Raw genomic sequence first — 23000 nt, 5'->3', positions numbered from 1 at the left:
GTAGGTGGTGCTATCCGAATGCCACGCACACGACCAGCCCATCCGGATGATGTGGCGCGCTTGACATATTAACGCTGGTGCACGGCAGCCGTACCTGGTTTCGGTCCGGTGCCGACCTACCGGCGACGTGTCGGTGCGGCACCGGCCGGAATCTTGGTGCTAAAAGCTTGGGTATGGACAGGGGCGTAATCGGAGGAATACATAGATCGGTAGTCGGCATCGCGATGGTGGGGATGCTCGTCGGCACGACGCTAGGTGCGCCGTCAGCCTTTGCCGAGGTCACCACATCCGCGCAGATTTCTACGGATACGGCGTCGGACGACGGTTCGCACATAACCGACGTCGAGTACATCGACGACCGAAATATCCGACTTCAGGTCTATTCCGCGGCGATGGGCGCTGAATTTCCGGTGGAGATCCAGCGGGCCGCGGATGACTCGCTTCCCCGGCCGACGCTATACCTGTTGAACGGTGCGGGCGGCGGTGAGGACGACGCATCGTGGCAGGCACAAAGCGATGCGCGGCAGTTCATGTCGGACAAAGACGTCAACCTGGTCCAACCGATCGGCGGCAGGTTCAGTTACTACACCGACTGGCTCGCGGACGATCCGGTACTGGGTCGCAATAAATGGAAGACCTACCTGACCGATGAATTGCCACCGCTGATCAATTCCGCACTCGACACCAACGGAGTCAACGCGATCGCGGGAATTTCCGCTTCGACCGCCACGGTGTTGGCATTGCCAATTGCCCGACCCGACCTCTACCGGGCGGCAGCCGCATATAGCGGCTGCGCACAGACCAGCGATCCGATCGGTTCCAAGTTCCTGAAGCTCGTGATCGCCTGGGGTGGCGGAAACGCCGACAACATGTGGGGCCCGGTCGGTTCGCCCGAATGGACGGAAAACGATCCGTACCTGCACGCCGATAAATTGCGCGGCATAGATCTCTATCTTTCTTCAGGTAATGGCCTGCCCGGAAAATATGACACGCTGAACGGGGCACATGCCGAACCCGGCCTCGACGGATTGACAAATCAGGTTCTGCTCGGCGGCGCGATCGAAGCAGCGGCCAACTACTGCATGAAGAATTTGCAGGCGAAGCTGATATCGCTCGGCATTCCGGCAACGTACAACTTCGACGAGGGCACGCACTCGTGGGGTTATTGGGAAGACGAATTGAAGCGATCGTGGCCGGTGCTCGAGCACGGACTCGGCTTGACATAGTGCATGGAACCGAACGCGGGGCGGAGGCTTTCGGCGTCCGCCCCGCGTTCGGAAGTAATGGCCTCCGCAACAGTCTCGGCGTGTCGCAAGTTCTCCGACGTAGCCATCGGGCGTCGACCGGCGCGGACACCGACACGCTATGGGACCAAATAGTCCGTTTTGTGACGCATGTGACATAGCGTCATCGAATACTTCGGCGCTTGGTCAGGAGGCGGCTCGGTGAGGTCGGGTATTCGTACACGGCGGGCAGCGCTCGGCTGCTGTGCCGCATTGGCAATGGCAGGTTCGATCGCGCATCCGGCATCGGCCGCACCAAGGCCCGATACCGCCCCGCTGCCGCCCGGACTGATCGCGGCCGTCGCGAGTGACCTCGGAATGGATGCGCACGAATATCTCGTACGCGCCGAAACCGCCCGGCGGCTGGCCGAATTCGCACAGCAGGCCCGCGCCGCATACCCGGCCGTATTCGCCGGGATCCGGATGAGTGACGACCGTCCGATCGTCTCGCTCGCCGAAGGTGAGCGCGCGGCGGACGCCAAATCCATCGCCGAAAAGGCCGGCTTCAGCGTGGAAACCGTTACCGACAGTGAGCGCACCCTCGATGCCCGCCGCGTCGCCTTCGAACGTTGGCTATCCGGTCAGCCGAACACCGTCGTCGACTCGATTGTCGCCTACGGCATCGACGTGGTGACCAACAGTTTCGCCGTCCGCCTCGCCGATGACGTGCAGTTGCCGACCGATATCGGGCCGATCCAGTCGGTGACGGCAGTGCTGCCGGAAGCCCGACCCGACGACACCTCCGTCGGCACCCAGGCGATCGCGGGAATCCAAACCGAAGGCGACATCATCGGTGGTCAACCGTTCGGCATCAAGGTCGACGGAAATGCGCACAGGTGCTCGTTCGGCTTCAATGCCACCGATGCCGGCGGTAATGCCGTGAATATCACCGCCGGGCACTGCGACCCGAACAACGTTGTCGAACCATCCGCGAAAACCACCGAGCCCCAACGTGTCTACGAATTCAAAGATGGGCAGCTCGGCAAGGAGATCGGTAACTTCACGGTCTCCCAGTTCGCCCCCAAGGACTACGCGATCGTGCGGATCGACGAGACATTCGCGCCGCGCTTCCGGAACAACCTGGTGTCCACCCAGAAACTGGATTCACCGGCGCAGGCGCCCGACGTGAATGTGAACGGCAGCAATGCGGGACAGTCGCGAACTGCCGGTCCGGATGTCCTGCGCATCGACGGAATCACGGAACCGGTTGTCGGAGCGGCCGTCTGCAAAACCGGCTTCACATCCGGATATTCGTGCGGGACGGTGCTGGCGACCGGGCAAAAGGGCCTGTTACGCGGCCACGGCGACCAACCGGTCAAGATCGAGAATATGTTCTATGCCGCCCTCTGCGGCCAGCGCGGTGACAGCGGTGGACCGATCTTCGCTGGCACCAAGGCACTCGGCCTCAGCAGCGCCATCGTCACGGTGAGCTCCTCCTTCGATCTCGGCTGCGGTCACGTCCCACTGCTGCTCGGCCAGCCGATCAGCGATGTGCTGCAAGACAATCCGGGTTTGACCATTCGGACGAACTGATGCACGCGAGTTCATGACACCCATCGATATGGAAGGCAAATACATCTAAGGAGCGAATCGATGCTGCGCGTTGTCGCGGCCGCCATCGCGGTCGGAGCACTCATGTTTTGTGCCGGTCCAGCCGTTGCCGAGGGGTTGGGCGACAGCGTCGTCACGTTCGCCAATGCCCCGAACGATGACGCCGCGACCTCCGCTGACAGTCTGGCCGATAGCGGCCCTACATCCACCGACCGCGTCACACCATCCGCCAACGGCCCGGATGACAGTCTTGCCACGCCTACAGATGGGCCGAGCGAGAGCGACAGCACGCCCACCGACAGGTTGAACGGCAGCACAACCACGCCCGCCAATGCCCCCGACAACGGCGCCGCCATGTCCGCTGACAGTCTCGGCGAGAGCGACAGCGCATCCGCCGACAGCGTTACACCATCCACCGACGGTCTGGACGACAGCCTCGCCCTTTCCGCCGAGGAGAGCGACAATTTTGCACCCGGCGACGAGAGCGACGACGCAGTCGCCCTCACGCCCGCCGCCAGCCCGCCCGACAGTGGAACAACCCCTGCCGGACTCGCGCTCTCACTGATCCGCTTGGGCACCAGAGCCCTTGCCCTGACAGTGGTACCGCTGCACCAGTTCCCCGCCTTCGACGCCGTCATCACCCACGAAAGCGGTTGGGACGTCTTCGCCATCAACCCGAAAAGCGGCGCCTACGGCCTCGGCCAAGCACTGCCGGCCGAAAAGATGCAAACCCACGGCGCCGATTGGCGATTCAACCCGCTGACGCAAATCCGCTGGACCTACGACTATATGAACGAGCGCTACGGCAGCCCCGACGGCGCCTGGGCGTTCTGGCAGGCACACCACTGGTACTGACCAGCATCAGCTCTTTGCCGGTGCGCGGTGCAGTTCCTTCCGGTCGTAGTAGCGAGTGACGACGCCGCCGACGACGAGTCCGATGACCAGGCCGAGCAGCGTCATCCAGATCGCGCGGCTCAGACCCGCGGAGCCGTCGGCGTTGAAATACAGGATGGCCCTGATGCCGAGGTACACCTGGTGCATCGGTTCGAAATCGGCAAGCCAGGCAACGGATTTCGGGATTGCCTCGATCGGAATGGTGCCGCCGGAGGACGGTAGGCCGAGCACGATGAACAGGATGAGGTTGACCAGCAGACCAGCGGTACCGAGTGCTGACACGATCGACAGCGCGGTGACGCCGACCGCGATGATCGCGAACGTGCTGTAGAGGAACAGCAGCAGCGGCCGCTCGATGGGCATGCCGAGCCAATGCCCGACCGCCATGAATATCCCGGCCACAACCGGCGCGGTACCGGTGATCACGCCCCACTTCAGCAGCAATGTACCCAGCCGGGAAATCGGCGTCGGCGGATAGTGCACATACCAGGGACCGAATTCGGTCGGTGCGAAACCGAGCGACGAATCGACCATCCCGTTGATCACCATGGCGCCGGTGAATCCGGCCAGCAGCACCATCATCGTGTAGAAGAAGGCCGTCAGACCGCCGCCCGTACCCGAGGGCAGGGGATGGAACGGGGTGACGACCACATCGATCGGCTGGGCCAGCATCAGCCGACTCAGGCCGACCAGTTCCGGCGCGGATCCGGACGATTGCAGCTGGGTCTGCACGGTCTCGGTGAGCTGCGTGCCGACCGTCTGATTCGCTTGCGCGAGTGCGCTTCCGGCCACCGTCTGCACGACCTGCGATGAGAACGCACCGGATCGCGGATTGGTGTACACGGTGATGATCGGCCGGCTGACATCGCCGGGCACCACACTGGCGGTGGCGAAAATTCCGAGCCGCTTGGTGAAGTCGCTCGGAATGACGATCGCCCCGTACACATTGCCCGAGTTCAACTCTTGCTGCGCCTCGCTGATGCCGAGCACCCGCAGATCGATTTTGTCGCTCGGCATCTGCTGCACCAGCGCATCACTGATCTGCCTGCCCACATTGGTCGGCTTCCCGCCGATCAGATCCCCGCTGTCCTGATCGACCAGTGCGATCGGAAAGCCGTGCAGATGCTTCGACGGATCGACCACATACGCGAGATACATCGTGGCCAGCAGGGCCATGAGCAGCGACACCACAACCGCCGGTGCGAGCCACACGCGTACGCGCGATCGACGAGGACTGGTCTGCTCGACCTCTTCCGGGTTCGTCATGACAGCACCGTAATGGCTGGATCGAGCCGAATAGGGTGATTGCCGGACTGTGTCTCGGCGGGCGGGTCAGGCCACAATCTGGCGGTGGAACAGACCCAGGTCGTCGATCGCGGCTCGGGCGTCGGAAAGGAAATCCGAGGCGACGTGGTGGACGTGCGGCGCGCGGTCCCAGACCTGCAGCTGTACCGGGACGTCCGCTTCTACGCAGCGGCGGGCCAGCATTTCCGCGTCGGGCAGCAGGCATTCGGTGGAGCCGACCTGGATCAGGACCGGAGGTAGACCGGTGAAGTCGTGGTTGACCGGCGACCATATCGGATCGAGTTCGCCGTCGAGGGCGACGCCGCGTCGCACGATCGTTTCCAGGATCCGAGTGGGGATATAGGAATCGAGGTGCCGGTTGGGGTGGGCGTTTCGGGTCGTCGAATCGAAGTCGGCCCACGGTGCGATCGCGGAGATGCCGCAGGGCATCGGCAAACCACGTTCCCGGATTGCCAGCACCAGCCGGAAGGCCAGCCCGCCGCCTGCCGAGTCACCGGAGACGATGATGCGCTCGGGTTGGAAGCCGTGCTCGAGCAGGTAGACATAGGACTCGACGGCGTCGTCGAGCGTCTCGGTGAAATGCGCACCGGGCAAATGCCGGTAGTCGACATTGAATGCGGGCATCCGGCTCGCGCGTCCGATCTTGGCGACGAGGCGCCGATGGGTATTCAAGCCGCCGCTGATAAACCCACCGCCGTGGAAGTACAGCAGCGCCGAATCTTGTCGCTGCCACGGGGCGGGCAGATCTTCGTGCCACAACCATTCGGCGCGGAAGTTACCCAACTGAACGGTCCAGCGTTTGGTGCCTTTCGGAGGCACGAGTGCGGCAGCCGGTAGCTCGATGAGTCGGCTGAGCCAGAGCGCGTGCCCGAGCCGGTCGTGGCCACCTATCAGCGCCAGTGTTGCCAACCCCAACCCGACTGTGCCGCGCAGCAGCGGATGAGCGATTCGAGTTCCGATACTTGCCTGGTTGGCTGGTTCGACAGTCGGTAAGGATGCTTCGGGCCGCGCAACTGCCGCGGTCACGACCATTGCCATTGTCTGCCCTTATTCGGGCATGGCGGAATGAGGGTGGTCCAGAAGTCGCGGCGCACCGCGTCCCACAGCTTGGTCAGACCCGGATGGAGTTCTCGTGCTTGCACGAGATCCGGATAGGCGGCCGGGCCGAACGAGAGCACCGGCGAAGCATCGGATGTGTCGTGCACGGCGACGATCGAGATCAGCCGATTCTGGATCAAACGCCATGTCACGCGCAGTCCGTCGAATTCGGTGCGACATACGTCATCCATCGCTGACCCCCGGTTGTCGCGGATGTAGCTGGTGCCTTTGGCTACCCTCATCGATCGGGCACGCTCGGTGAGATGTCAAGGTCGACCTCCTGCTCACAACTGATAGACCGAGCCTCACAGATCCGGCACACACAGACATGGGTAGAAACACCCACTTCTCCACCCAAATCCGCAGTTCGCGCATGTTGAGACCGCATTCGTACGCACCGATGGGTAGCGCTCCGGCACCAACCGCTTCGGGAACGACCTTCGCAAACCAGGCCCTTACAGGGCCCCCGGCACGGTTAGATTAGGTCTCATGGGGCGAAGTAAGCCCACTCGCGTGGCCGGTAACCTGCCATTCGCGGTGACAAGTTTCGTCGGACGGCAACGAGAGATCCGCGAGGTCCGCGAGTTGCTCGCGACGGCTCGGTTGGTCACGCTCACCGGTGTGGGCGGTGTCGGAAAGACTCGGCTCGCCAGCGAGGTAGCGGCCGTTTCCGGCCGGGCGTTCCCGGACGGAGTGTGGCTGGTCGACCTGTCCGCCGTCGTCGATGACGAGCTGGTGGCACAGACGGTGCTGACCAGCCTCGCAATGGTGGACGTGTCGAACCTGGCCATCGAGCAGCAGCTCGTCGAGTACTTGGCGGATCTGCGGGCGTTGATCGTGCTGGACAACTGCGAACACCTGGTGGATGCGTGCAGCGCGCTCTGCAATGTGCTGCTGCGATCCTGTGCCGGGCTGCGGATCCTGGCCACCAGTCGCGAGTTGCTCGACGTCGCTGGCGAGCACGTGTACACGGTTCCGACGCTGTCGATGCCGACCCCTTACGATCCGGTGACGCTCGGCGGGCTGACTGCCTACGATGCGCCGACGATGCTGGTGGAGCGGGCTCGCGCGGTGCGCCCGGACCTGACACTGACCGAGCGTGACGCGGATGTGGTGGTGCGGGTCTGCGAGCGTCTGGACGGGATTCCGCTCGCCATCGAGCTCGCCGCGGCCCGGTTACGGTCGCTATCGCTGCCCGCCGTTCTGGACCGGCTCGAGGACCGATTCTTGCTGTTGGCGGGTTCGGTCCGGGCCGCCGTGCCACGGCAGCGGACGCTGCGGGCCCTGATCGACTGGAGCTATGAGCTGTGCCTGCCGACCGAACAGCTGCTGTGGGCACGGCTGTCGGTGTTCTCCGGTGGATTCACTCTCGCGGCGGCCGAGGGCGTCTGCGCTGGTCCCGACCTGCCGCGTGCACGCATTCTGGACCTGATCGACCATCTGGTCGCGCAGTCGATCCTGGCGCCCGTACCAACCGTCGGCCCACCGCGGTATCGGATGCTGGAAACCATCCGCGAATACGGCTCGCATCGGCTGTCCGAGCGGGACGAGACCAGCGCCATGCGCAAGCGGCATTGCGACCATTACCTCGCACTCGCCGAGCAGATCGCCGCAGCCTGGAACGGCCCCGGCCAAGCGGCCGGTCTGGCCGAGTTGCGCGCCGAACGCGACAATCTGCAAGCCGCGCTGGACTGGGCGACAAGCACACCGGCCGCCGTCCGCGAAGCGCTGGCGCTGGTCACCGCCCTGCGCTATCACTGGTGCACCGACGGGTTCCTCGGTGAAGGACGGCGATGGATCGATAAGGCGTTGCACACTGCCGACTACTCCGGCCCGGAGCGAATCTCCGCACTGGGGGTGGCGGGCTGGGCGCGGTTGCTGCTTGGCGACATCGATGCGGCCACTGTGGCGCTCGACGAATGCGCTGAGCGCGCCGCGGCGGTGGGCGATCGCCACGCGCTGGGCTGGGTGACCTGTCTGCGCGGCACAGCCCAGTTGTTCCCCGGCCATCTCGAACCGGCCATCGCGGCATTCGAACAGGCCGCCGAGGATTACCCGGACGACGACGAGGTGGTCCGCATGACCCTGTTCCAACTCTCCATGACCATGGCACACGCCGGTGACCACCGTGCGGGTGCGACCGCCCGCCGCGGCATCGAACTGGCCGACCAGCAGGGCGAACGGTTGACCAAATCCTATTCACTTATGGCCCTCGGCTACGACCAGTACGTACGCGGCGAATACGGCAGTGCGGTCGAGTCGACGCGTGCCGCCCTGGAGATCCAGCGCGAATTCAACGACCATGTCGGCGCGGCGCTGATGATGGAATTGCTGGCCTGGATCGCCGCCGCCCGCGGCGAATATCGGCACGCGGCGCGACTGATGGGCGCGGTCGGATCGGTATGGCGGCGCATCGGCACCTCGCTCGCAGCGTTCGGACCACATCTCGGCGCACAGCACTCGGCCTGCGAACACACCCTCAGCAAGGCACTGCGGCAGGCGGAGCAGGACGCGGAAAGAGGGCACGGTGCGGCACTGGATCACGCACACGCGATCCAATACGCACTCGATCCCAGCCAGCGCGCCCAGGAGCCGGACGAGCACGAAGACACCATGCTCACGGCCCGCGAGCGGCAGGTGGCCGAACTCGTCACACAGGGCCTCAGCAACCGGCAGATCGCCGAACGGCTCGTGCTGTCGACGCGCACCGTCGACCGGCACCTGGAAAACATCCTCTGCAAACTCGGCTACTCGTCTCGGGCACAGATAGCCGCCTGGACCGCGCGTACGCATCGCCTGCACTAGCCCCTCGACCGGGTCGCGATACGGACCAGTCGGCAGAAATGGGTATACCTGTGGTAGTTCTACCGTCGTGTTCGGGCGCCGAGAAGGCGACCCTTGGTGAGGACAGCATCCATGGCTATCACCACACCGAGGTTTCCCATGTCCGAGCAAACATACGAATCCGGTGGCAGACCCACCGGGACCGATACCGCAATGATGATCCGGCGCTGTGGACGCTGTGACAAATTGTTCCCGCCGCTGACCGCCGAATGTTCGTCGTGCCGGTCCTGGGATCTCGAGTGGTCGCCGTCGTCAGGTCTCGGTTCGATCGTGTCGTGGCGGCTCGTACACCGAAGTGTGAGCCGTCCGCACGCCCAGGTGGTGCCGTTGACCATCGCCATTGTGGAACTCGACGAGGGGCCGTGGGTGTACGCGACAATCGACGGTGACGTCGCACCGTCTGCGGAACTGCCGGTCCGGGTACGGTTCGAGCCGCGCCCTCGGATCGATCGATTCCCGGTGTTCACCGTCTGCCGCGCGACGCCCGAGCCGGATGACAGCGTTCGTCCCGCGGCACAGCGTGTGTGTGCTGCGAACGATATGCGCCCTACCCATCGCCTCCCTGTCGAACATCGCTACGACGCGTGGTGGGTGCGGACCTCGCTGCGCGAGTGTGAGCTCATGGAAAGCGCGAAGGCCCTCGACGCGGCGGCGAAAGCCCTGATCAGCTTTGCGATCCGCTGGGCGCCGTTCGGCGGCGCCACGGCAGGCGAACTGCTTGTGACCTTCGGCGTGACCCGTCGGCGGTTCCTGCACATGGTGGACGAGGCACTGGAGCCACGGCGCACCGACAGCGTCAAGGTGCGCGGGTTGAAGCACCATTTGCGCGACGCCTTGGCACAGGCCTGGCAGATGAGTCCCACCGCGCTCCCCACCGCCTGATGTAGACACCTACGAACTCGCGATCCGCTCACCTTCGTCGGCGATACGCTGACATTGTCGAAAGGTGAGCGCATGGCGCCCGGTGCTCGCGCACATGCCGAGTGGATTGCCCGCCGCTGATGACAACGGAGGATCCACTCCGAACCCGCCGCGACGCGATCACACCCGCCACGGCCGATTCGAGCGCGTCCCGGTTCGAGGACGCGTCGCAGCTCCGGGCGTGGGCCCCGCCGCCACCACTGGCGGGCGGCCACACCGGCGAGCTGCCGCTGGAGCTGACCAGTTTCGTCGACCGCCGCACCGAGACGGCCGAGGTGAAAAATCTGCTGTCCACCCACCGGCTCGTGACGCTGGCCGGGATCGGTGGCGTCGGCAAGACCCGGCTCGCGCTGCGAGCGGCGGCGAATGCTCGACGAGATTTCGCCGATGGGGTCTGGGTTGTCGAACTGGCCGATGTGCGCGAGCCGTCGATGCTGGTCGAAATCGTGGCAGCCACCCTTGGCCTGCTCGACCAGTCCGACCAGCCGTTGCTCGACGTGCTGGTCCAGTTTCTGAGCCCGCGGGAAATGCTGCTGGTTCTCGACAACTGCGAGCAAGTGGTGGCGGCCTCGGCGGATCTGGTCGAGACGCTGTTGCTGGCCTGTCCGAACCTGCGGATTCTCGTCACCAGCCGCGAGCCGCTCGACATCGCCGGGGAAGCGACCGTGCGGGTCTTGCCGCTGACGGTCCCGGATCCCGACCACGAACCCGCATTTCGCGGCCTGCCCAAATACGACGCCGTGACATTGTTCGCCGACCGCGCCGCCGCGGTGGTGCCGGGCTTCGAACTCTCCGAGGACAACAAGACCACCGTGGCGCGGATCTGTTCCCGGCTGGACGGATTGCCGCTGGCGATCGAGCTCGCGGCGGCTCGGATGCGCGCCATGTCGCCCGAACAGATCCTGCAGCGGCTCACCGACCGGTACGCGCTGCTCACCCGCGGTAGCCGCACCGCGCCGACGCGACAGCAGACGCTGCGGTGGTGCATCGACTGGAGCTACCAGCTGTGCACACCGGTCGAGCAGCGGATATGGGCCCGGTTATCGGTATTCGCCGGCGGCTTCGAACTCGATGCGGTCGAGCAGGTGTGCGGTGCCGACCTGGCGCCGGAGAGTCTGCTGGACGCATTGTCCTCCCTGGTGGACAAGTCGATCGTGATCCGGGAGGAACCCGATGGCGTCGTGCGCTTCCGGATGCTCGAGACCATGCGCGACTACGGTCGCGAGAAGCTGCGGGAGACCGGCGAATACCAGGATCTGCGCCGAGGACACCGCGACTGGTATCTGCGGTTGGCGTTGGACGCCGAGGCCGGGTGGATCAGTGACCGGCAGCTCGACGTCCTCGCGCGTCTCGACCGTGAACAACCGAATTTCCGGGACGCGCTCGAGTTCTGCCTGGCCGAAGACAGCGCGGCGGGCGCCGAAGCCGGACTGCGCACCGCCGCCGCCCTATACCTGTTCTGGAGCTTCCGGGGCCAGTACGGCGAAGGCCGACGCTGGCTCGACCGCATCCTGTCCCACCCCGCCGCGCACTCGATACCCGATCGCGTCAAAGCTCTGCTCGCGAGCACGATCATGGCGGCGGTGCAGGGAAACCTGGAGCGTGCGGCCGGCTTTGTAGAGCAGGCGCGCACGCTCGCCGAACAGGACCCCGCGCCCACCACCAAGGCGCTGGCCGCAGCCGCCGAGGGAGCCCTGGCGCTGTATCGACGTGAACACGCTCGGGCGGTATCCGTGCTCGAGCCCGCGCTCGCGGTGTTCGAATCGAATACGCGAAGTCATTGGTATATCTCCACATTGTCGATGCTCGGCTGGGCACACGGACTCCTGGGAGATGCAAAGCGATCGATCGAATATCACGAGCAGATACTTTCCATCACCGAAGCGTGCGGCGAATCGCTGTTTCGGTCGACCACGCTGTGGGGGAGCGGCATTGCCGCATGGCAGCGGGGCGACCGTTCGCAGGCAGAAGAAGTGCTGCTGGAATCGCTGCGAACCAGCCGACACATACCCAGCCCCCTCGTAGCCGCACTTGCCATCGAGGCACTGGCCTGGACCGCCGACAATGGTGAACGCGCGGCCATTCTGATGGGTGCCGCGGAATACCTGTTGCGCTCCGCCTCAGGTGTCACAACTTTCTTCAACGAGCTATCCCACTTTCATGACGAATGCGAGCGCAAGGTCCGCCGCGCACTCGGTGACCGAGGATTCGATGCCGCCTACCGCCGCGGCCAGGCGATGGGGTTGAGTGCCGCGGTGTCCTATGCCCTGCGGGAACCACCATCCACGACACCACGCAATGCAGCAACGACACTGACCAAGCGCGAACTGGAAGTCGCGCACCTTGTCGCCCAGGGGCTCACCAACAAACAGATCGCCGCAAAACTGGTGCTCTCCCAACGGACCGCACAGCACCACGTCGAACACATCCTGAGCAAACTCGGATTCACCTCCCGCACCCAGATCGCCGCCTGGATCGCGGACGAGGCCAAGCACGCGGGTTCTTGACGGTTGCGTGGAGCCGCCCCGGCGAATCGAAACCCCTTGGGGCCCAGCACAATCAGCTATTGTCGCGACGATCCTGTCAGTCCCTGCGATTCTCGAGTCGCGCCATGCCGATGCCCGGCTGGTCGACAGGCCGGATGAGTAATAGGGCGCATGAGATCAGTTGTCCCGTAGATGCGGTAGGGTCTGCCGGAAGGTTCGAGTGCTGGTCCCGTATCGAACCTCCTGCGCGGCTAGACACTTCGAGCGCGGTGTCGCGAGCGATCTATTTCTACGGAACAGTCTGTGTCGGTAATTATTCGACTGGAGTGGTATGACCAGGAAATATCTCAGGATTATTGCATCGCTCACGGCGATGGTCGGTGCAGTGACTTGCATTGCGAACGTGCCCGCCGATGCGGCACCTGGCGAAGCCGGTGCCGGTGGCATGCACCTCGTCGCGGCGGTGGATGTGGGCAATCTCGTCCTGGCCGGAGACGAAGTGACACAAGGAATCCCGTTCGTGCACGCAGCCAAAGTGTCCGGGGATTATTCGGTGTCTGTCAGCGGCGGTTCAGTCCGCGACGGGGAAATTGCGATCGGATACTTGATCGGTTGCGCCGTGGATATCTCCGAAGGCGTCACCATCGGAATTGCTCCGAGCGTCGGCGTCAGCGCGGGTATCGCACCCTCGCTCGCATTGACCATGGGCGACTCGACCAGCGTCACCGTCGCAATTTCACCGAGTTTCGGCGTCAATGCCGGTCTCGCCGGAGCGATCTCGGTGACCGTCGTACCGGGGAAGGTCACGGCGGCGGTTATCGGTGCGGCCAGCCTGGATCAGGACGCGACGTACCCCTACACATTCAGTCACACCAACACGCCACTGAACGTCAACGGATGCCTGTCGCCCGCATCAGCCATGCCGTTCGTCACCGCGCGCGTCGACGGTATCAACGGAACCGCCCAAACAACCGGCTACGGAACACAATTCACGTTCTAGGGACACTGCCGCCACAAACGCCGACCCCGCTTCTCGGACTCAGCGACCGCCAGGAAGGGATCCGGGGGTCGGCGCCCGTCGTCGGGAGCGCCCTGACACCTGCGAGTCCACCGCCTACGCGTGGCGGTGAGCCGACGCGGTACTGCGCGACTACTCCCTCGAAGACGACGGCCACCTCCACGACAGCACCATCTGGTCACTCCTGGAAGGAGAATGACCACCGACTGCACAGACCGCCTATTCGGTTGGGCACCGTCCGCGAACGGTTGTCGCCGACGGTGTGTGGCCGATCGGCGCAATACGGCCACCCGATCCGCGACGAAGTATGAGCAATCGATGATCTGCCGTGAATCACCGCTGTCTGTGCACCGACGTGAGCCTGACCGTCGTGCCCCCGCCTGGGCGTATTCGCCCGCCCGGGCAACCGACCTCATCCTTGACACCCTGGGCATCCGTACAACGTACAAGGATCGCTGAAAGGCCTCTGACCTGGGAAAATGGAGCCGCCTGGGGGAATCGAACCCCCGACCTTTTCATTACGAGAACTCATGACTACCACAGACGACTCCGAACGACTCTACCGTCGGAAAAATTGGTCCGACCAGCCCATACGACGACAATCAACTGCCCAGGACCATCGAACACACATTCGGCAGATCGCCACATTGGTGGGATTTGTTGGGACTTAGTTGGGAGCATCCTCCGGCTGACATCGGCGTGTCTAATCCATGACACGCCATGACCTTCCACCATCGGTTAACCATCAGCTACGCGGACCGGGTTTCTCACCCGGTTGCCGGGGCGGCGATAGGCAGCGGTCAATGCGGGTAGATGCGGCGGTTTGGTGGTGACGGTTGACGACGAGTTCGCTGGTGTAAGCGCAGAGTACGGCTGCACCATCATGTTGAAGGTGGCCCGCGCGACGTGGGACTCACCGAAACCAAGGCCCCCACCGGCTTTGCAAGGGCGGGTGGAGCACAGCTCGCGGGCGTGAGAGTTGGTTAAACACTCCTACGCCCTCAGCGGCCAGCTCGGGCCGTTGCAGGTGACGCAGGAATCTGCTGCGCTGTAGCCTCTGGCGCGTGACTGACGCAGACTCTTGGCCTGAGGACCTGGCGCTTGCATCGAATATCTCGTGGCGGGCTCTCAATGCCAAGTACTCGGATGACCAGCAGTGGTACCACTACACAGACATATACGGACTAAAAGGAATTCTAGATTCAGGTGAAATATGGCTGACGCACATGGCGTACCTCAACGACTCTCAGGAATTCGAGTACGGCATTGGCGTTATATGCGAAATGATCGAATCTCAAGCCGACTGGTTCAACGAGAACCCAGATAAGACAACCAACCCGGAAAGCGTCGAGTTCATTTCCGAGCTTTACCGTGCGATGGCCTCAGGACTAGCCAGCAATGCCGATTTCCTTAAGAATGCGCACGCGCCATTTATTGCATGTCTTTCAAGGTCTCGCGATCAGCTTAGCCAATGGCGAGGCTATGCGAATGGGGGTTACGCTATTGCGTTCGATCCAGAATTACTTAGGGATTCATTCGCGATTATCGATGAAACCGGCGCAGCGATCCCTGGCCATGAGAAGCCGCAGGTAGCCGAGGCGATCTATCTTAGAAATACGGTGACCGAGCGCGTCGACAAGATCGTTCAGGCCCGCGTGACCGACACGGCAGAAGCGGTCAAAGCGAAAGACGATGCCAAGCAAGAGGAAGCCGCTCGGAAGTTCACGGACTCCATCATTGAATTAGTTAGCATCCTTAAACATCAGAAGTTCTTTGAGGAGCACGAATATCGCATCGTTTCCCGGTGTCGCGAATCGTTCTTCACCCCCTCCGGCCTGGGTCTGATACCCCGAGCAAAGACAAGTTATGATAGGAAGGCCGTACAAGAGGTGATTGTCGGCCCCGGTGCGTTCGGAGAATTACGAAAAGCGTCCCTTGAGCGCTATTTCGCGGAAAGAAAAGACGATTTTGGCGACGTTACGGTCACTCATTCGGAAATCCCATACCGAGAAGTCTGAGTGGTTGAAATCGACAATCGCCGACACGCTTGAACACCAGAATCTGCTGTGGTGGACGAACACCCACGGACACAACTGTGCCATGATGCGCAGCTGGGAAGCCACGCGCAGGCGATCCCCGGCGGTTCCGGGGGGGACTGCTGAGCAGCGGCCCATGCGATCCACGCTTCACCTGGGTAGTGACCGACTAGACCCGCCAGTGCGGCAAGTTAGATTAGTGCAGACCAAGCAGCGTCGGCTACTCGTGGATTAGGTAGCTTCAGCTATCAAGCATTGCGAGCCGAGAGTTAGTGGCATACAAAAAATAAAATTGCGCAGTTTTCGCATTTTCCATATCGCTCCATTGTCCGATCATCGCTCTAACGGCAGCATAGGGTATTCCTGCCGTTGCGGCAGCGCCGGTAAGGATTGCAGCTGTGGCAGCTGGCATACCGCTGCCAGGCCCGGCAGCAACAAGCATTCCTGAAAATCCACCCATTCCCATAAGGCCCGCGGGATCGTTGACGGCGCGCTTTAGTAGGTCACGGTAGCTGGTATTCTCAGCCATTATCGTCTGCAACTCATCTAGAGCAGGGGCAACCTTCAACGTCCATGCATCCTCTATTGCAGATGGAAACTCAGGATCCTCTGGATTTATACCTAAATCCTTTGCGATCTCTTCCACGCCTCGGCGAAAATTACCAAGAGGTTTACGCAGATCCTTTCGTATATCGAGCACCTCGTCGACAGTCGCTCGCTCGATGAACGGCAGTTCGTCAAAGAACCCATTCGCCAAGGCGGCATTTCGACCACGGCGGCGCGCTGTAGGGACAGGGGCTAGAATCCCAGCATCAACGCCTTTCTTTATGATATTGCCTGTAACATTGTCAAAGAGCGGATAGCTGTCGCCTGTAAGCAGACTTCTCTGCACGCGGCCTATGTATTCGAATGGCAGCGCGTCGGTATTTTCACGGGCCAGATCGCCAAACGCTCCGAAGTCGGCGTGCTCAATTGGTTCTACGGCAAGAATTCCCTCGTCGATTGCAAGCTTCAATTCTTCATAGCCAAACTTTTCGAGAAGCCCATCTATGTTCGCGGTCAGGCGCTCTTTGACGGGCTGAAACCACTCGTAGATCTGTTGTAATTGTCTTTTTTGTGCGCGGCGCTCGGCACGTGAGGTTGCTTCTATTTCCGCAACCTTCTGTCGAAGTAGGTCTGCATGCTCGGGAAAAAAGGTTGGGGCTGCCTCGGCAGCGAGACGCATGTGTTCGAGCTCGCTTGCGGTGCCATACTTCGCCAGTTTGTGCAGCGCCGACGCTTTGGGACTGATCAGCGTGACAGTGTCTGCGTAGAGCAGTGCCGAGCGACTGAGCCGTAACTCAGCATCGGCTCGGTCAGGACTGGAGGGAGCAACTGCCACAGTCATGTGCATACGTGTGATCGTCCGATCTTTGGGGACGCCACGCGACTGCTTCTTGCCCAAAACCGAACCTCCCCTTAACGCGGATGACAGTCATTGCGCAGACGGTGTTTTACCTAGGATAGTTGGCTAGCAAGCCCATTCGGAGACCCACAGCCCTGATGAGAGAGCAATCAACTTGGGTGTGATGCGGTCACCGAGATACGGCTGATATGGGTCTGGGTGGCAAGTCCCGCAGGGGCGCGGCAGTACCCGAGAGTGGTCGACGATGGTTACTCACGGCATCAACCTCGGCGCTGATGGTGTGCGCCGGGAAGCTGTGGTGGTTGGGTCCTCCATACTGGTTCTGCGCCGGGGTGCCTGCCCGGGAGCGGAGCGGGAGGGCGGGCGCACCGGGCGGCGCGCGCATGCGCGCCGCTCTTGATTCTGTAGAGGGCAATTCGGCAAGTTCTCCAGTTGGGTTTCCGGACCCTTTTCCTTTTCTTGTCTTCCGGGGGCTCCCAACTTTTCACACTCTCTACCTGGCTCATCAAGCCTCCGGCACCTCACACTTTCGCGGATCTGACCAGTGCTTGCTCCATCTGCGCCCCTTCTGGGCGGCACGCTGGTGCGGATACCGGGGGTTGGGTCACCGAATCCGGCACGACGGGGCTTAGCACACGCAGAGACCGGGTTACCAATCCCTTTGGGACGTCAGGGTTATCGCTCTGCGCTGTCTAGAAGTAGTCCTTGAGCATCTCGGTTGACCACGGAGCCTGGTGAATCTCTCCACGCGGGCCGAACTCCGCGAACCACGGCTTGATGTCCAGCACGGGTGTGCCGTCGACCGCGTCGAGCTCGGCTACGTGCAGATCCAAGCCGTCGACGCGGAGCAGTCGAGTGCGCGACACCCCGAGCCAGTTGATCCGTCGCATGTTCCGGTGGCCAAAGATGCCGACCTTGGGCCATGCGGGGTTGTCGCGGGCGCTGCGTGCCCCGAAGTGCAGGTCTGTTGGGTCGGTCAAGTGGAACCGGAAGATGATTTCGAGGTGGCTGAACGCGTCCAACCCCTGCACGGACTCTTCGGTGAACCGCGGGTCATCTATGCGGATGATCGCCTCGGTACCGCCCCAGTGATCATCTGTGGGTTCGCGACGACCGCCGACCACGTGGGCGATCGGCGTAACTTCGAACACTTCGTCTGCCATTTGGCCCCTGTCCTACATTCCGCTGACGGCTAGATAGTCCGCAGCGCGCCGATCGATCTCGCTGACTCCCGCGGTCTGTCGGTACGGTGCCACCGTTGTGCGAATGTCGCGGGCAACGTTGCGGGTGCGACCTGACTGGACGCCGTCCATTGCGTTGAGCGCGGATGTCCATGTGGTGCATGCCTGCTCGAGTTCGCCACTGCGGGCCTGCACGGTGCCGAGGTAGCCAAGGGTTACCGCGTGGGTTCGGGTGAACGTTGTGGCTTTGCGTTTGCGGACGCTGAGCTGGAATTGGTCGGCAGCACCGGCTAGGTCACCCGAATCTCGTAGTGCGCAAGCGGTTTCGTGAGCAAGGCTCGCTTCGGAGAAGAAGAACACCCGAGCGGGCTCATGATCGGAGTCGGAAGCGGCTGCAAGGTCGCGTTCAGCCTGTAACAGGGCTTTCGCGGACTCGGCCTTCTGACCGGCCGCGCTCAACGCTTTGGCGTGTACAACCTTCAGGAGCGAGCGCTCACGTGGGCAAGCGTCTCGATAACGGGTCCCGCTCACCGATGCTTCGGCGAGTTGGAGCCCTTGCTGAGGATGGCCGAGGTCGACGGCTTGATGTGCCATAGCGCGCAACACATGTCCCGTCAGCGGGCCATCGTTCGCTTCGACGGAAAGCTTTGTCGCAGTGGTGAAGTAGCGCTGCGCCACTGCATGTTCGTCGTTGTCGAACGCCATCCATCCAGCCAGATACGCCAATTCGCCTGCCGCTATGAACATTTCACGTCTGACAGCTTCGCTGACAAAGGAGCCGTTCAGATAGCCGGTTACCTCGTTGGTCAGATACTGAGCAACAGCCGTCCGTCCATGACCACCGCCGAGCCGTTGGTCGATCTGGGAGAACAACGACATCACGTCTCGCACAGCGGTTACGTCGGCTTGGCCCACATGACGAAGGCCCGCGTCTTTGCACGGCCCCCTCGACGCCGCCCCGTCGAGCCACCCTGGGAGCAATACGGACGCGCTGATAGCTGTGGAGTATCCGACCCGTAGAAAAGAGCGCCGTTCCACATCAGCCCTTCCGAGGTTGAGCAAGGTTGCTACCGGGTCTTGGATGCCACCAAAACGCCTTTCGTACCACGCTATGACATCCGGCGTCAGTGAGCGCTTTCCGGTCTCGTAGTAGAAGAGCGCGGACTTGCTGTATGGGATCTGACCGGCCAGCACAGCGAGGGATACCCCAGCGGCTTCGCGGGCCGCTCGGAGCTGCGCGCCGACGATAACGGCAGGACCGTCCATGCCGTCGAATCTAGCGTTTGTGAACGCAGTGTGGATGCCAACCCATATTTCTCCGGGTACTTCCCGTGGTCAGCTAGATGTGCGCCCGGAGAGACAACTCTTCTTCCCTTTCATCAGGGAGTTTGTTTCAGGGGCCGGGCGCACCTTAGCCGTCGCCGTACTGAGGGGGCACGACGTTGAACCCAGAACTACCGCACCGCACGCCACTCGTAGGTCCGCCTGCCGCACTCGTTGTTGATGTCCCTGCCGATGTTCTCGATCGGTACCTAGACGCCCTGCGCGAGTGGCAACCCAGGCAAACCCGCACTGAGCAACCTGACCAAAGGGCCTAGAACCCATGGACCACATCCCTTTCAGTGATACCCCGGTATCGCGCTGCCACTTCTATCGGCGGGTGTGTGATCTGCCCGCGAATGTCGATCCGCCGCACCTGGGCCGCATCGTCATGAAGGCCGAACACGTGTGGGCGATGGTGCTCCCGGCCCATCTCGGCCAGACCGTGAAAGCTCGTATGCAGCAGCATGGTTCGGATATTGGTCCGATTCTGTCCCATCCCCGCTCGAACCGCTGGGCCTACTTGGTGCGGCCGGACATCCCTGATGACGTGCGCCTGTTCGCTGAAATGTTCCGACTGAACGTGTCGGTAGTACGAACAGGCGGCACCGTGGCGTTACCATCGCCCGCTGACCACGGCGCGCAGTTCCGGCGCTGGATCGAACCGCCGCGATGCACGTTCCGGCCGTCCGGGCTTGTGGTGGTCGACGCGATCCGCGCTTGCTCGGCACAGTATCGGCCGGTAAGGCGGTGGGTCGCTCATGTCTGAATGTGGTTGCGGGGTATTGATCGGCGTGCGGGTCATCAATGACATTGAGCCCGACCACGTGACGAAGGTACGGCGATCATGAACCCAAATACCCTTGCTTCCAAAGCAATCGGTGTTCTCTCGCTGGCTGTGACCGGTCCGCATCTGTTGCGGGATGAACGCGTGATCGCCGAGTTGGCGCAGCGACGCGGCTACACCCTGAGCGAGCTGGTCAGGATCGGCGATGACACGTTCATGCCGACCACGCTCATTGTCGTGACAGCCCACCGCAGGGGCGCGGCGGCGGTCATCGCGCCAAGCATGGCCCACTTCAACAGCCGTGTGCGGGCCATCACTGTGGTGTGTGACCTGATCACGCCGACCAACTTCGTGGCCTGCACGAGCACCGATAGACGGAAGCCGGATCATGGATGAGCGGGCGTCCCCGTTACCGGGTGATCCGGACGTGCATTTGTCGGTGTTCCTGCACGGTGCACGGTTCGACTTCGTGGCTTGCCTCACCGCCGCGTTGACCTTCGTGCACGAACACCAGGCGCGGCATTACGCCGACGCCGTAACGATCGACCTCGGCGACACCAGCGGCTACCAGCGCCTTCCGTGCGAGCGGCTTTATCTTGGCCCATGAGATGAGACACTGACCTGCGGTTTCCGAAACGCAAGAGCGTCAACGCGATTTGGCCGGATAGTGAATGAGAAGCGACGGAAGCGGAGGAATCATCGTGGGCAGTGACGAGCAGCTCGGTTTGGATCTCGGCGTTCCGGTTGAGCAGACCGAATGGGGTAAATGGGTTGACCCGGAGCGCCGGAAGGAGCAGGTCCGGAAGTTTCTCGATCGAGCCGGACTGCGTGCCATTCCGGCAAAGCCGTGGTCAGAGGGCGCGCCGGAATTGGCTCAGCTCGATGGTGTTGTCGCTGAGCTGTTTCCGGATCTGGCTACCGCGATGGCTCCTAAGAACGCTGATATGGCCGACGCGTTCATTTGCTTTCTGGGTGAATGCTTCATCAAGTTCACTGGCGCGGAATGGATAGATGCACCATGGTTCGGCCGTGAATATTCATTTTATGACCACGTAAACCCCGCGCTGCAATACGGATTCGCTGGTGCGGAGGCCGATACCGCGTGGGGTTTGATGAAAGACGTTGCCGGTGGCAATTTTTCCCGCACCGCAGGAATGCTGCGGGACTTCGCCGACCGGTATGCAGAGGAGCGAGCCGACCGCCACTGACCGACAGGTGACTAGCGGCGGTCCAACCCTCCTCTCCTGAGAAAGTCTCATATTCGGGGGTGGATACCGCCATGCCTGGCGACGGCTACGACAGAGACCGCGAAAACTTCAAGAACAACGACCGAGGACGAATCTGGGAGAACGGTACAGACAGATTCTTCCGCGACCGAGAGAACGGCTACGACAAGCCACCGCAGTCTCGCCAGTATTGGACTCCGGAAGGTTACCGTCGCTACGACAAGGAAAGAGTCGACGACAACGGTCATGTTCGCGGCGTCGAGGATAAATCCGGGTCGATGACCGGCGATAACGACAGAAAGGAGCTGGAGAAGGACCGATTCCTGCTCGAGCGTGGCATTGTCGACCATCTTCTACTGAGAACCGTTGAGGGCGAACCGAAATCGAAAGAAGTGCGGGAACTGATCGACGGATTGGCCCGAGACTACCCGGATAGGTTCACGCATCAGATCATTCCGCGGCGCGATGCCCGCGAGATTTGGGCGCGCGGGTTGAAACGGGAGCCGAGTCCGCAACTCGAATTGCCTGGCGTTGGTGAGCAAGCGCGCCTGCAAAAGGAGCGACAGCGGCAGGCGCGCCAACAGGCAGCACGGGAAGCGCGGTTACGCGAGCAACCGGCCCAGGAGAAGGAACCACAGCAGCGGGAACGGGAGAACCCGCCGAAGAGCAAAGCACTTGAGCGAGATCCCCTGGACCCGCGCGCCAGAGAAAGCGAGCGGGATCCAGCGGCACCGCCGGCCGTCGCCAGAGAACGCGCCGAACCTACGCCGAAAGCCAGGGAGACACGCGAGCGCGAGGAAGCGCAAGCACGGGAGATGGTCGATCGCCTGGGCGGCTACCTCAGCGATGCGCAGAAAGCACAAGTGCTGGCGGCGCTGAGGCAAGAGCGAGACAACGAAAGCCAAGACGTAGTCCTCGAGATGAAACCCTCACGCGTCCAAGAACCCTCGATGCCACACGTACCGCAGCGAACGCCGCAGCAGGAACGTGAAAACGCTCTAGCGCGCGCTATACAGGAACGCGAGAACGCCCGAGCGGCAGCGAAAGAGGCTGGGCTGTCGCCCGAGATCATGGGCATTCTGGGGCTCAACAGCGGCAGCCCACCCAAGATGATCGATGTCGACCATGCGCGAACGCGCGCCGAGGCGGAACGGGATCGGTCGATACATCAGAAGCGCGAACGTGAACGCTCCGAGCGTGAACGAGAAGGACGACACCGGGACGGCTAGCGCGTCTACGCGAGCGAAGCGCACTCTTGCTATCCCCGGTGCAACCATCCCCGGCCTGACCACTGGTCTGTCGGCAGACAGGCGGTGTCGACTTACATCGTTTGCACCATTCCGGCTCCCCGGCACGGCTGGTCGCGGATGTGCCAGGTACTGCGGCCCAGGGGCGGGGTTCGTGCGGGACGAACATGGTCCGGCCCATAGCGTGCTGCGGCGATGGTGCTCTGGATCATACAGGTCCTCAAGGATGTACGGCGCGGTCGCCGACTCGATGAAGGATGACCAATGCCCCGAGAGGGTGGACCGAATGGTGCTGAGCGCCGCCATACTGCCCCGCGGGGGCATTCAAATATTTTGACGATTTTATCGTCAAATCGCGATGAGGGTCAGCATCGCCCTGGCGAAAATGCTTGCGGCAC

General features: G+C 62.5%; 19 protein-coding genes. 13 read left to right on the top strand and 6 right to left on the bottom strand.

Annotation, left to right across the window (positions count from 1 at the left end; genetic code table 11):
• Positions 1 to 233: 233 nt before the first annotated feature.
• The 3 genes from ACQPYR_RS02550 (at position 234) to ACQPYR_RS02540 (ending at position 3689) form a co-directional block, all read left to right on the top strand.
• Positions 234 to 1226 (top strand): alpha/beta hydrolase, encoded by a 993-nt coding sequence (locus ACQPYR_RS02550; RefSeq protein WP_433627138.1) that lies wholly within the window; start codon positions 234 to 236, stop codon positions 1224 to 1226.
• A 276-nt stretch (positions 1227 to 1502) separates the two neighbouring features.
• On the top strand, positions 1503 to 2816 hold the full coding sequence (locus tag ACQPYR_RS02545) for a S1 family peptidase (RefSeq protein ID WP_433627135.1): 1314 nt from the start codon (positions 1503 to 1505) through the stop codon (positions 2814 to 2816).
• A gap of 60 nt (positions 2817 to 2876) precedes the next feature.
• Positions 2877 to 3689 (top strand): transglycosylase SLT domain-containing protein, encoded by an 813-nt coding sequence (locus tag ACQPYR_RS02540; RefSeq protein ID WP_433627132.1) that lies wholly within the window; start codon positions 2877 to 2879, stop codon positions 3687 to 3689.
• 6 nt (positions 3690 to 3695) lie between these two features.
• Here the strand turns inward: ACQPYR_RS02540 and ACQPYR_RS02535 are convergent, their stop codons facing one another.
• The 3 genes from ACQPYR_RS02535 to ACQPYR_RS02525 form a co-directional block, all read right to left on the bottom strand.
• The gene (locus tag ACQPYR_RS02535) at positions 3696 to 4994 is read right to left on the bottom strand and encodes a YhgE/Pip domain-containing protein (RefSeq protein WP_433627130.1); all 1299 of its coding nucleotides are present in this window, start codon (positions 4992 to 4994) and stop codon (positions 3696 to 3698) included.
• Positions 4995 to 5060: 66 nt separating this feature from the next.
• Complete coding sequence (locus tag ACQPYR_RS02530) at positions 5061 to 6065, bottom strand: alpha/beta hydrolase (protein ID WP_433634983.1); 1005 nt, start codon at positions 6063 to 6065, stop codon at positions 5061 to 5063.
• Positions 6056 to 6373 carry a hypothetical protein gene (locus tag ACQPYR_RS02525; protein WP_433627129.1) on the bottom strand — a complete coding sequence of 106 codons (318 nt, stop codon included), beginning with the start codon at positions 6371 to 6373 and terminating at the stop codon, positions 6056 to 6058. The genes ACQPYR_RS02530 and ACQPYR_RS02525 overlap by 10 nt, the downstream gene beginning before the upstream one ends.
• A gap of 247 nt (positions 6374 to 6620) precedes the next feature.
• Between ACQPYR_RS02525 and ACQPYR_RS02520 the strand changes: the two genes are divergently transcribed.
• The 5 genes from ACQPYR_RS02520 (at position 6621) to ACQPYR_RS02500 (ending at position 15418) form a co-directional block, all read left to right on the top strand.
• Positions 6621 to 8936, top strand: coding sequence for an ATP-binding protein (locus tag ACQPYR_RS02520; RefSeq protein WP_433627126.1), 2316 nt, complete (start codon positions 6621 to 6623; stop codon positions 8934 to 8936).
• Positions 8937 to 9074: 138 nt separating this feature from the next.
• Positions 9075 to 9857 (top strand): Zn-ribbon domain-containing OB-fold protein, encoded by a 783-nt coding sequence (locus ACQPYR_RS02515; protein ID WP_433627123.1) that lies wholly within the window; start codon positions 9075 to 9077, stop codon positions 9855 to 9857.
• A gap of 119 nt (positions 9858 to 9976) precedes the next feature.
• On the top strand, positions 9977 to 12403 hold the full coding sequence (locus ACQPYR_RS02510; RefSeq protein ID WP_433627120.1) for a LuxR C-terminal-related transcriptional regulator: 2427 nt from the start codon (positions 9977 to 9979) through the stop codon (positions 12401 to 12403).
• A gap of 310 nt (positions 12404 to 12713) precedes the next feature.
• Complete coding sequence (locus tag ACQPYR_RS02505) at positions 12714 to 13382, top strand: MspA family porin (protein WP_433627117.1); 669 nt, start codon at positions 12714 to 12716, stop codon at positions 13380 to 13382.
• A gap of 1082 nt (positions 13383 to 14464) precedes the next feature.
• The gene (locus ACQPYR_RS02500) at positions 14465 to 15418 is read left to right on the top strand and encodes a DUF2971 domain-containing protein (protein ID WP_433627114.1); all 954 of its coding nucleotides are present in this window, start codon (positions 14465 to 14467) and stop codon (positions 15416 to 15418) included.
• A 259-nt stretch (positions 15419 to 15677) separates the two neighbouring features.
• Here the strand turns inward: ACQPYR_RS02500 and ACQPYR_RS02495 are convergent, their stop codons facing one another.
• From ACQPYR_RS02495 to ACQPYR_RS02485, 3 genes are all read right to left on the bottom strand, one after another.
• Positions 15678 to 16823 (bottom strand): hypothetical protein, encoded by a 1146-nt coding sequence (locus tag ACQPYR_RS02495; RefSeq protein WP_433627111.1) that lies wholly within the window; start codon positions 16821 to 16823, stop codon positions 15678 to 15680.
• Positions 16824 to 17533: 710 nt separating this feature from the next.
• On the bottom strand, positions 17534 to 18004 hold the full coding sequence (locus ACQPYR_RS02490) for an SAM-dependent methyltransferase (RefSeq protein WP_433627108.1): 471 nt from the start codon (positions 18002 to 18004) through the stop codon (positions 17534 to 17536).
• Positions 18005 to 18016: 12 nt separating this feature from the next.
• Positions 18017 to 19288, bottom strand: coding sequence for a helix-turn-helix domain-containing protein (locus ACQPYR_RS02485; RefSeq protein WP_433627105.1), 1272 nt, complete (start codon positions 19286 to 19288; stop codon positions 18017 to 18019).
• 394 nt (positions 19289 to 19682) lie between these two features.
• On the opposite strand from ACQPYR_RS02485, the gene ACQPYR_RS02480 reads away from it, so the two are divergent.
• The 5 genes from ACQPYR_RS02480 (at position 19683) to ACQPYR_RS02460 (ending at position 22584) form a co-directional block, all read left to right on the top strand.
• A complete protein-coding gene (locus ACQPYR_RS02480; protein ID WP_433627103.1) occupies positions 19683 to 20111 on the top strand; it encodes a DNA-directed RNA polymerase subunit beta in 429 nt (142 codons plus the stop codon).
• A 78-nt stretch (positions 20112 to 20189) separates the two neighbouring features.
• Entirely contained in the window at positions 20190 to 20525 is a 336-nt protein-coding gene (locus ACQPYR_RS02475; RefSeq protein WP_433627100.1) for a hypothetical protein, read from the top strand.
• A complete protein-coding gene (locus tag ACQPYR_RS02470; protein WP_433627098.1) occupies positions 20518 to 20736 on the top strand; it encodes a hypothetical protein in 219 nt (72 codons plus the stop codon). The genes ACQPYR_RS02475 and ACQPYR_RS02470 overlap by 8 nt, the downstream gene beginning before the upstream one ends.
• A gap of 94 nt (positions 20737 to 20830) precedes the next feature.
• The gene (locus tag ACQPYR_RS02465; RefSeq protein WP_433627095.1) at positions 20831 to 21337 is read left to right on the top strand and encodes a hypothetical protein; all 507 of its coding nucleotides are present in this window, start codon (positions 20831 to 20833) and stop codon (positions 21335 to 21337) included.
• A gap of 59 nt (positions 21338 to 21396) precedes the next feature.
• On the top strand, positions 21397 to 22584 hold the full coding sequence (locus ACQPYR_RS02460) for a hypothetical protein (RefSeq protein WP_433627092.1): 1188 nt from the start codon (positions 21397 to 21399) through the stop codon (positions 22582 to 22584).
• The last annotated feature ends 416 nt before the right edge of the window (positions 22585 to 23000 follow it).

Source organism: Nocardia sp. CA-120079 (genome assembly GCF_050955745.1).
In the GTDB taxonomy this organism is placed as follows: Bacteria; Actinomycetota; Actinomycetes; order Mycobacteriales; family Mycobacteriaceae; genus Nocardia.
This window is presented reverse-complemented; position numbering and strand designations above follow the sequence as displayed.

Coding starts and splice junctions, on each gene's coding strand:
- ACQPYR_RS02475 (WP_433627100.1), top strand. CDS start 20,190: ATGAACCCAAATACCCTTGCTTCCAAAGCAATCGGTGTTCTCTCGCTG.
- ACQPYR_RS02535 (WP_433627130.1), bottom strand. CDS start 4,994: ATGACGAACCCGGAAGAGGTCGAGCAGACCAGTCCTCGTCGATCGCGC.
- ACQPYR_RS02485 (WP_433627105.1), bottom strand. CDS start 19,288: ATGGACGGTCCTGCCGTTATCGTCGGCGCGCAGCTCCGAGCGGCCCGC.
- ACQPYR_RS02520 (WP_433627126.1), top strand. CDS start 6,621: ATGGGGCGAAGTAAGCCCACTCGCGTGGCCGGTAACCTGCCATTCGCG.
- ACQPYR_RS02515 (WP_433627123.1), top strand. CDS start 9,075: ATGTCCGAGCAAACATACGAATCCGGTGGCAGACCCACCGGGACCGAT.
- ACQPYR_RS02530 (WP_433634983.1), bottom strand. CDS start 6,065: ATGGTCGTGACCGCGGCAGTTGCGCGGCCCGAAGCATCCTTACCGACT.
- ACQPYR_RS02505 (WP_433627117.1), top strand. CDS start 12,714: ATGACCAGGAAATATCTCAGGATTATTGCATCGCTCACGGCGATGGTC.
- ACQPYR_RS02525 (WP_433627129.1), bottom strand. CDS start 6,373: ATGAGGGTAGCCAAAGGCACCAGCTACATCCGCGACAACCGGGGGTCA.
- ACQPYR_RS02540 (WP_433627132.1), top strand. CDS start 2,877: ATGCTGCGCGTTGTCGCGGCCGCCATCGCGGTCGGAGCACTCATGTTT.
- ACQPYR_RS02510 (WP_433627120.1), top strand. CDS start 9,977: ATGACAACGGAGGATCCACTCCGAACCCGCCGCGACGCGATCACACCC.
- ACQPYR_RS02495 (WP_433627111.1), bottom strand. CDS start 16,823: ATGACTGTGGCAGTTGCTCCCTCCAGTCCTGACCGAGCCGATGCTGAG.
- ACQPYR_RS02490 (WP_433627108.1), bottom strand. CDS start 18,004: ATGGCAGACGAAGTGTTCGAAGTTACGCCGATCGCCCACGTGGTCGGC.
- ACQPYR_RS02545 (WP_433627135.1), top strand. CDS start 1,503: ATGGCAGGTTCGATCGCGCATCCGGCATCGGCCGCACCAAGGCCCGAT.
- ACQPYR_RS02470 (WP_433627098.1), top strand. CDS start 20,518: ATGGATGAGCGGGCGTCCCCGTTACCGGGTGATCCGGACGTGCATTTG.
- ACQPYR_RS02550 (WP_433627138.1), top strand. CDS start 234: ATGCTCGTCGGCACGACGCTAGGTGCGCCGTCAGCCTTTGCCGAGGTC.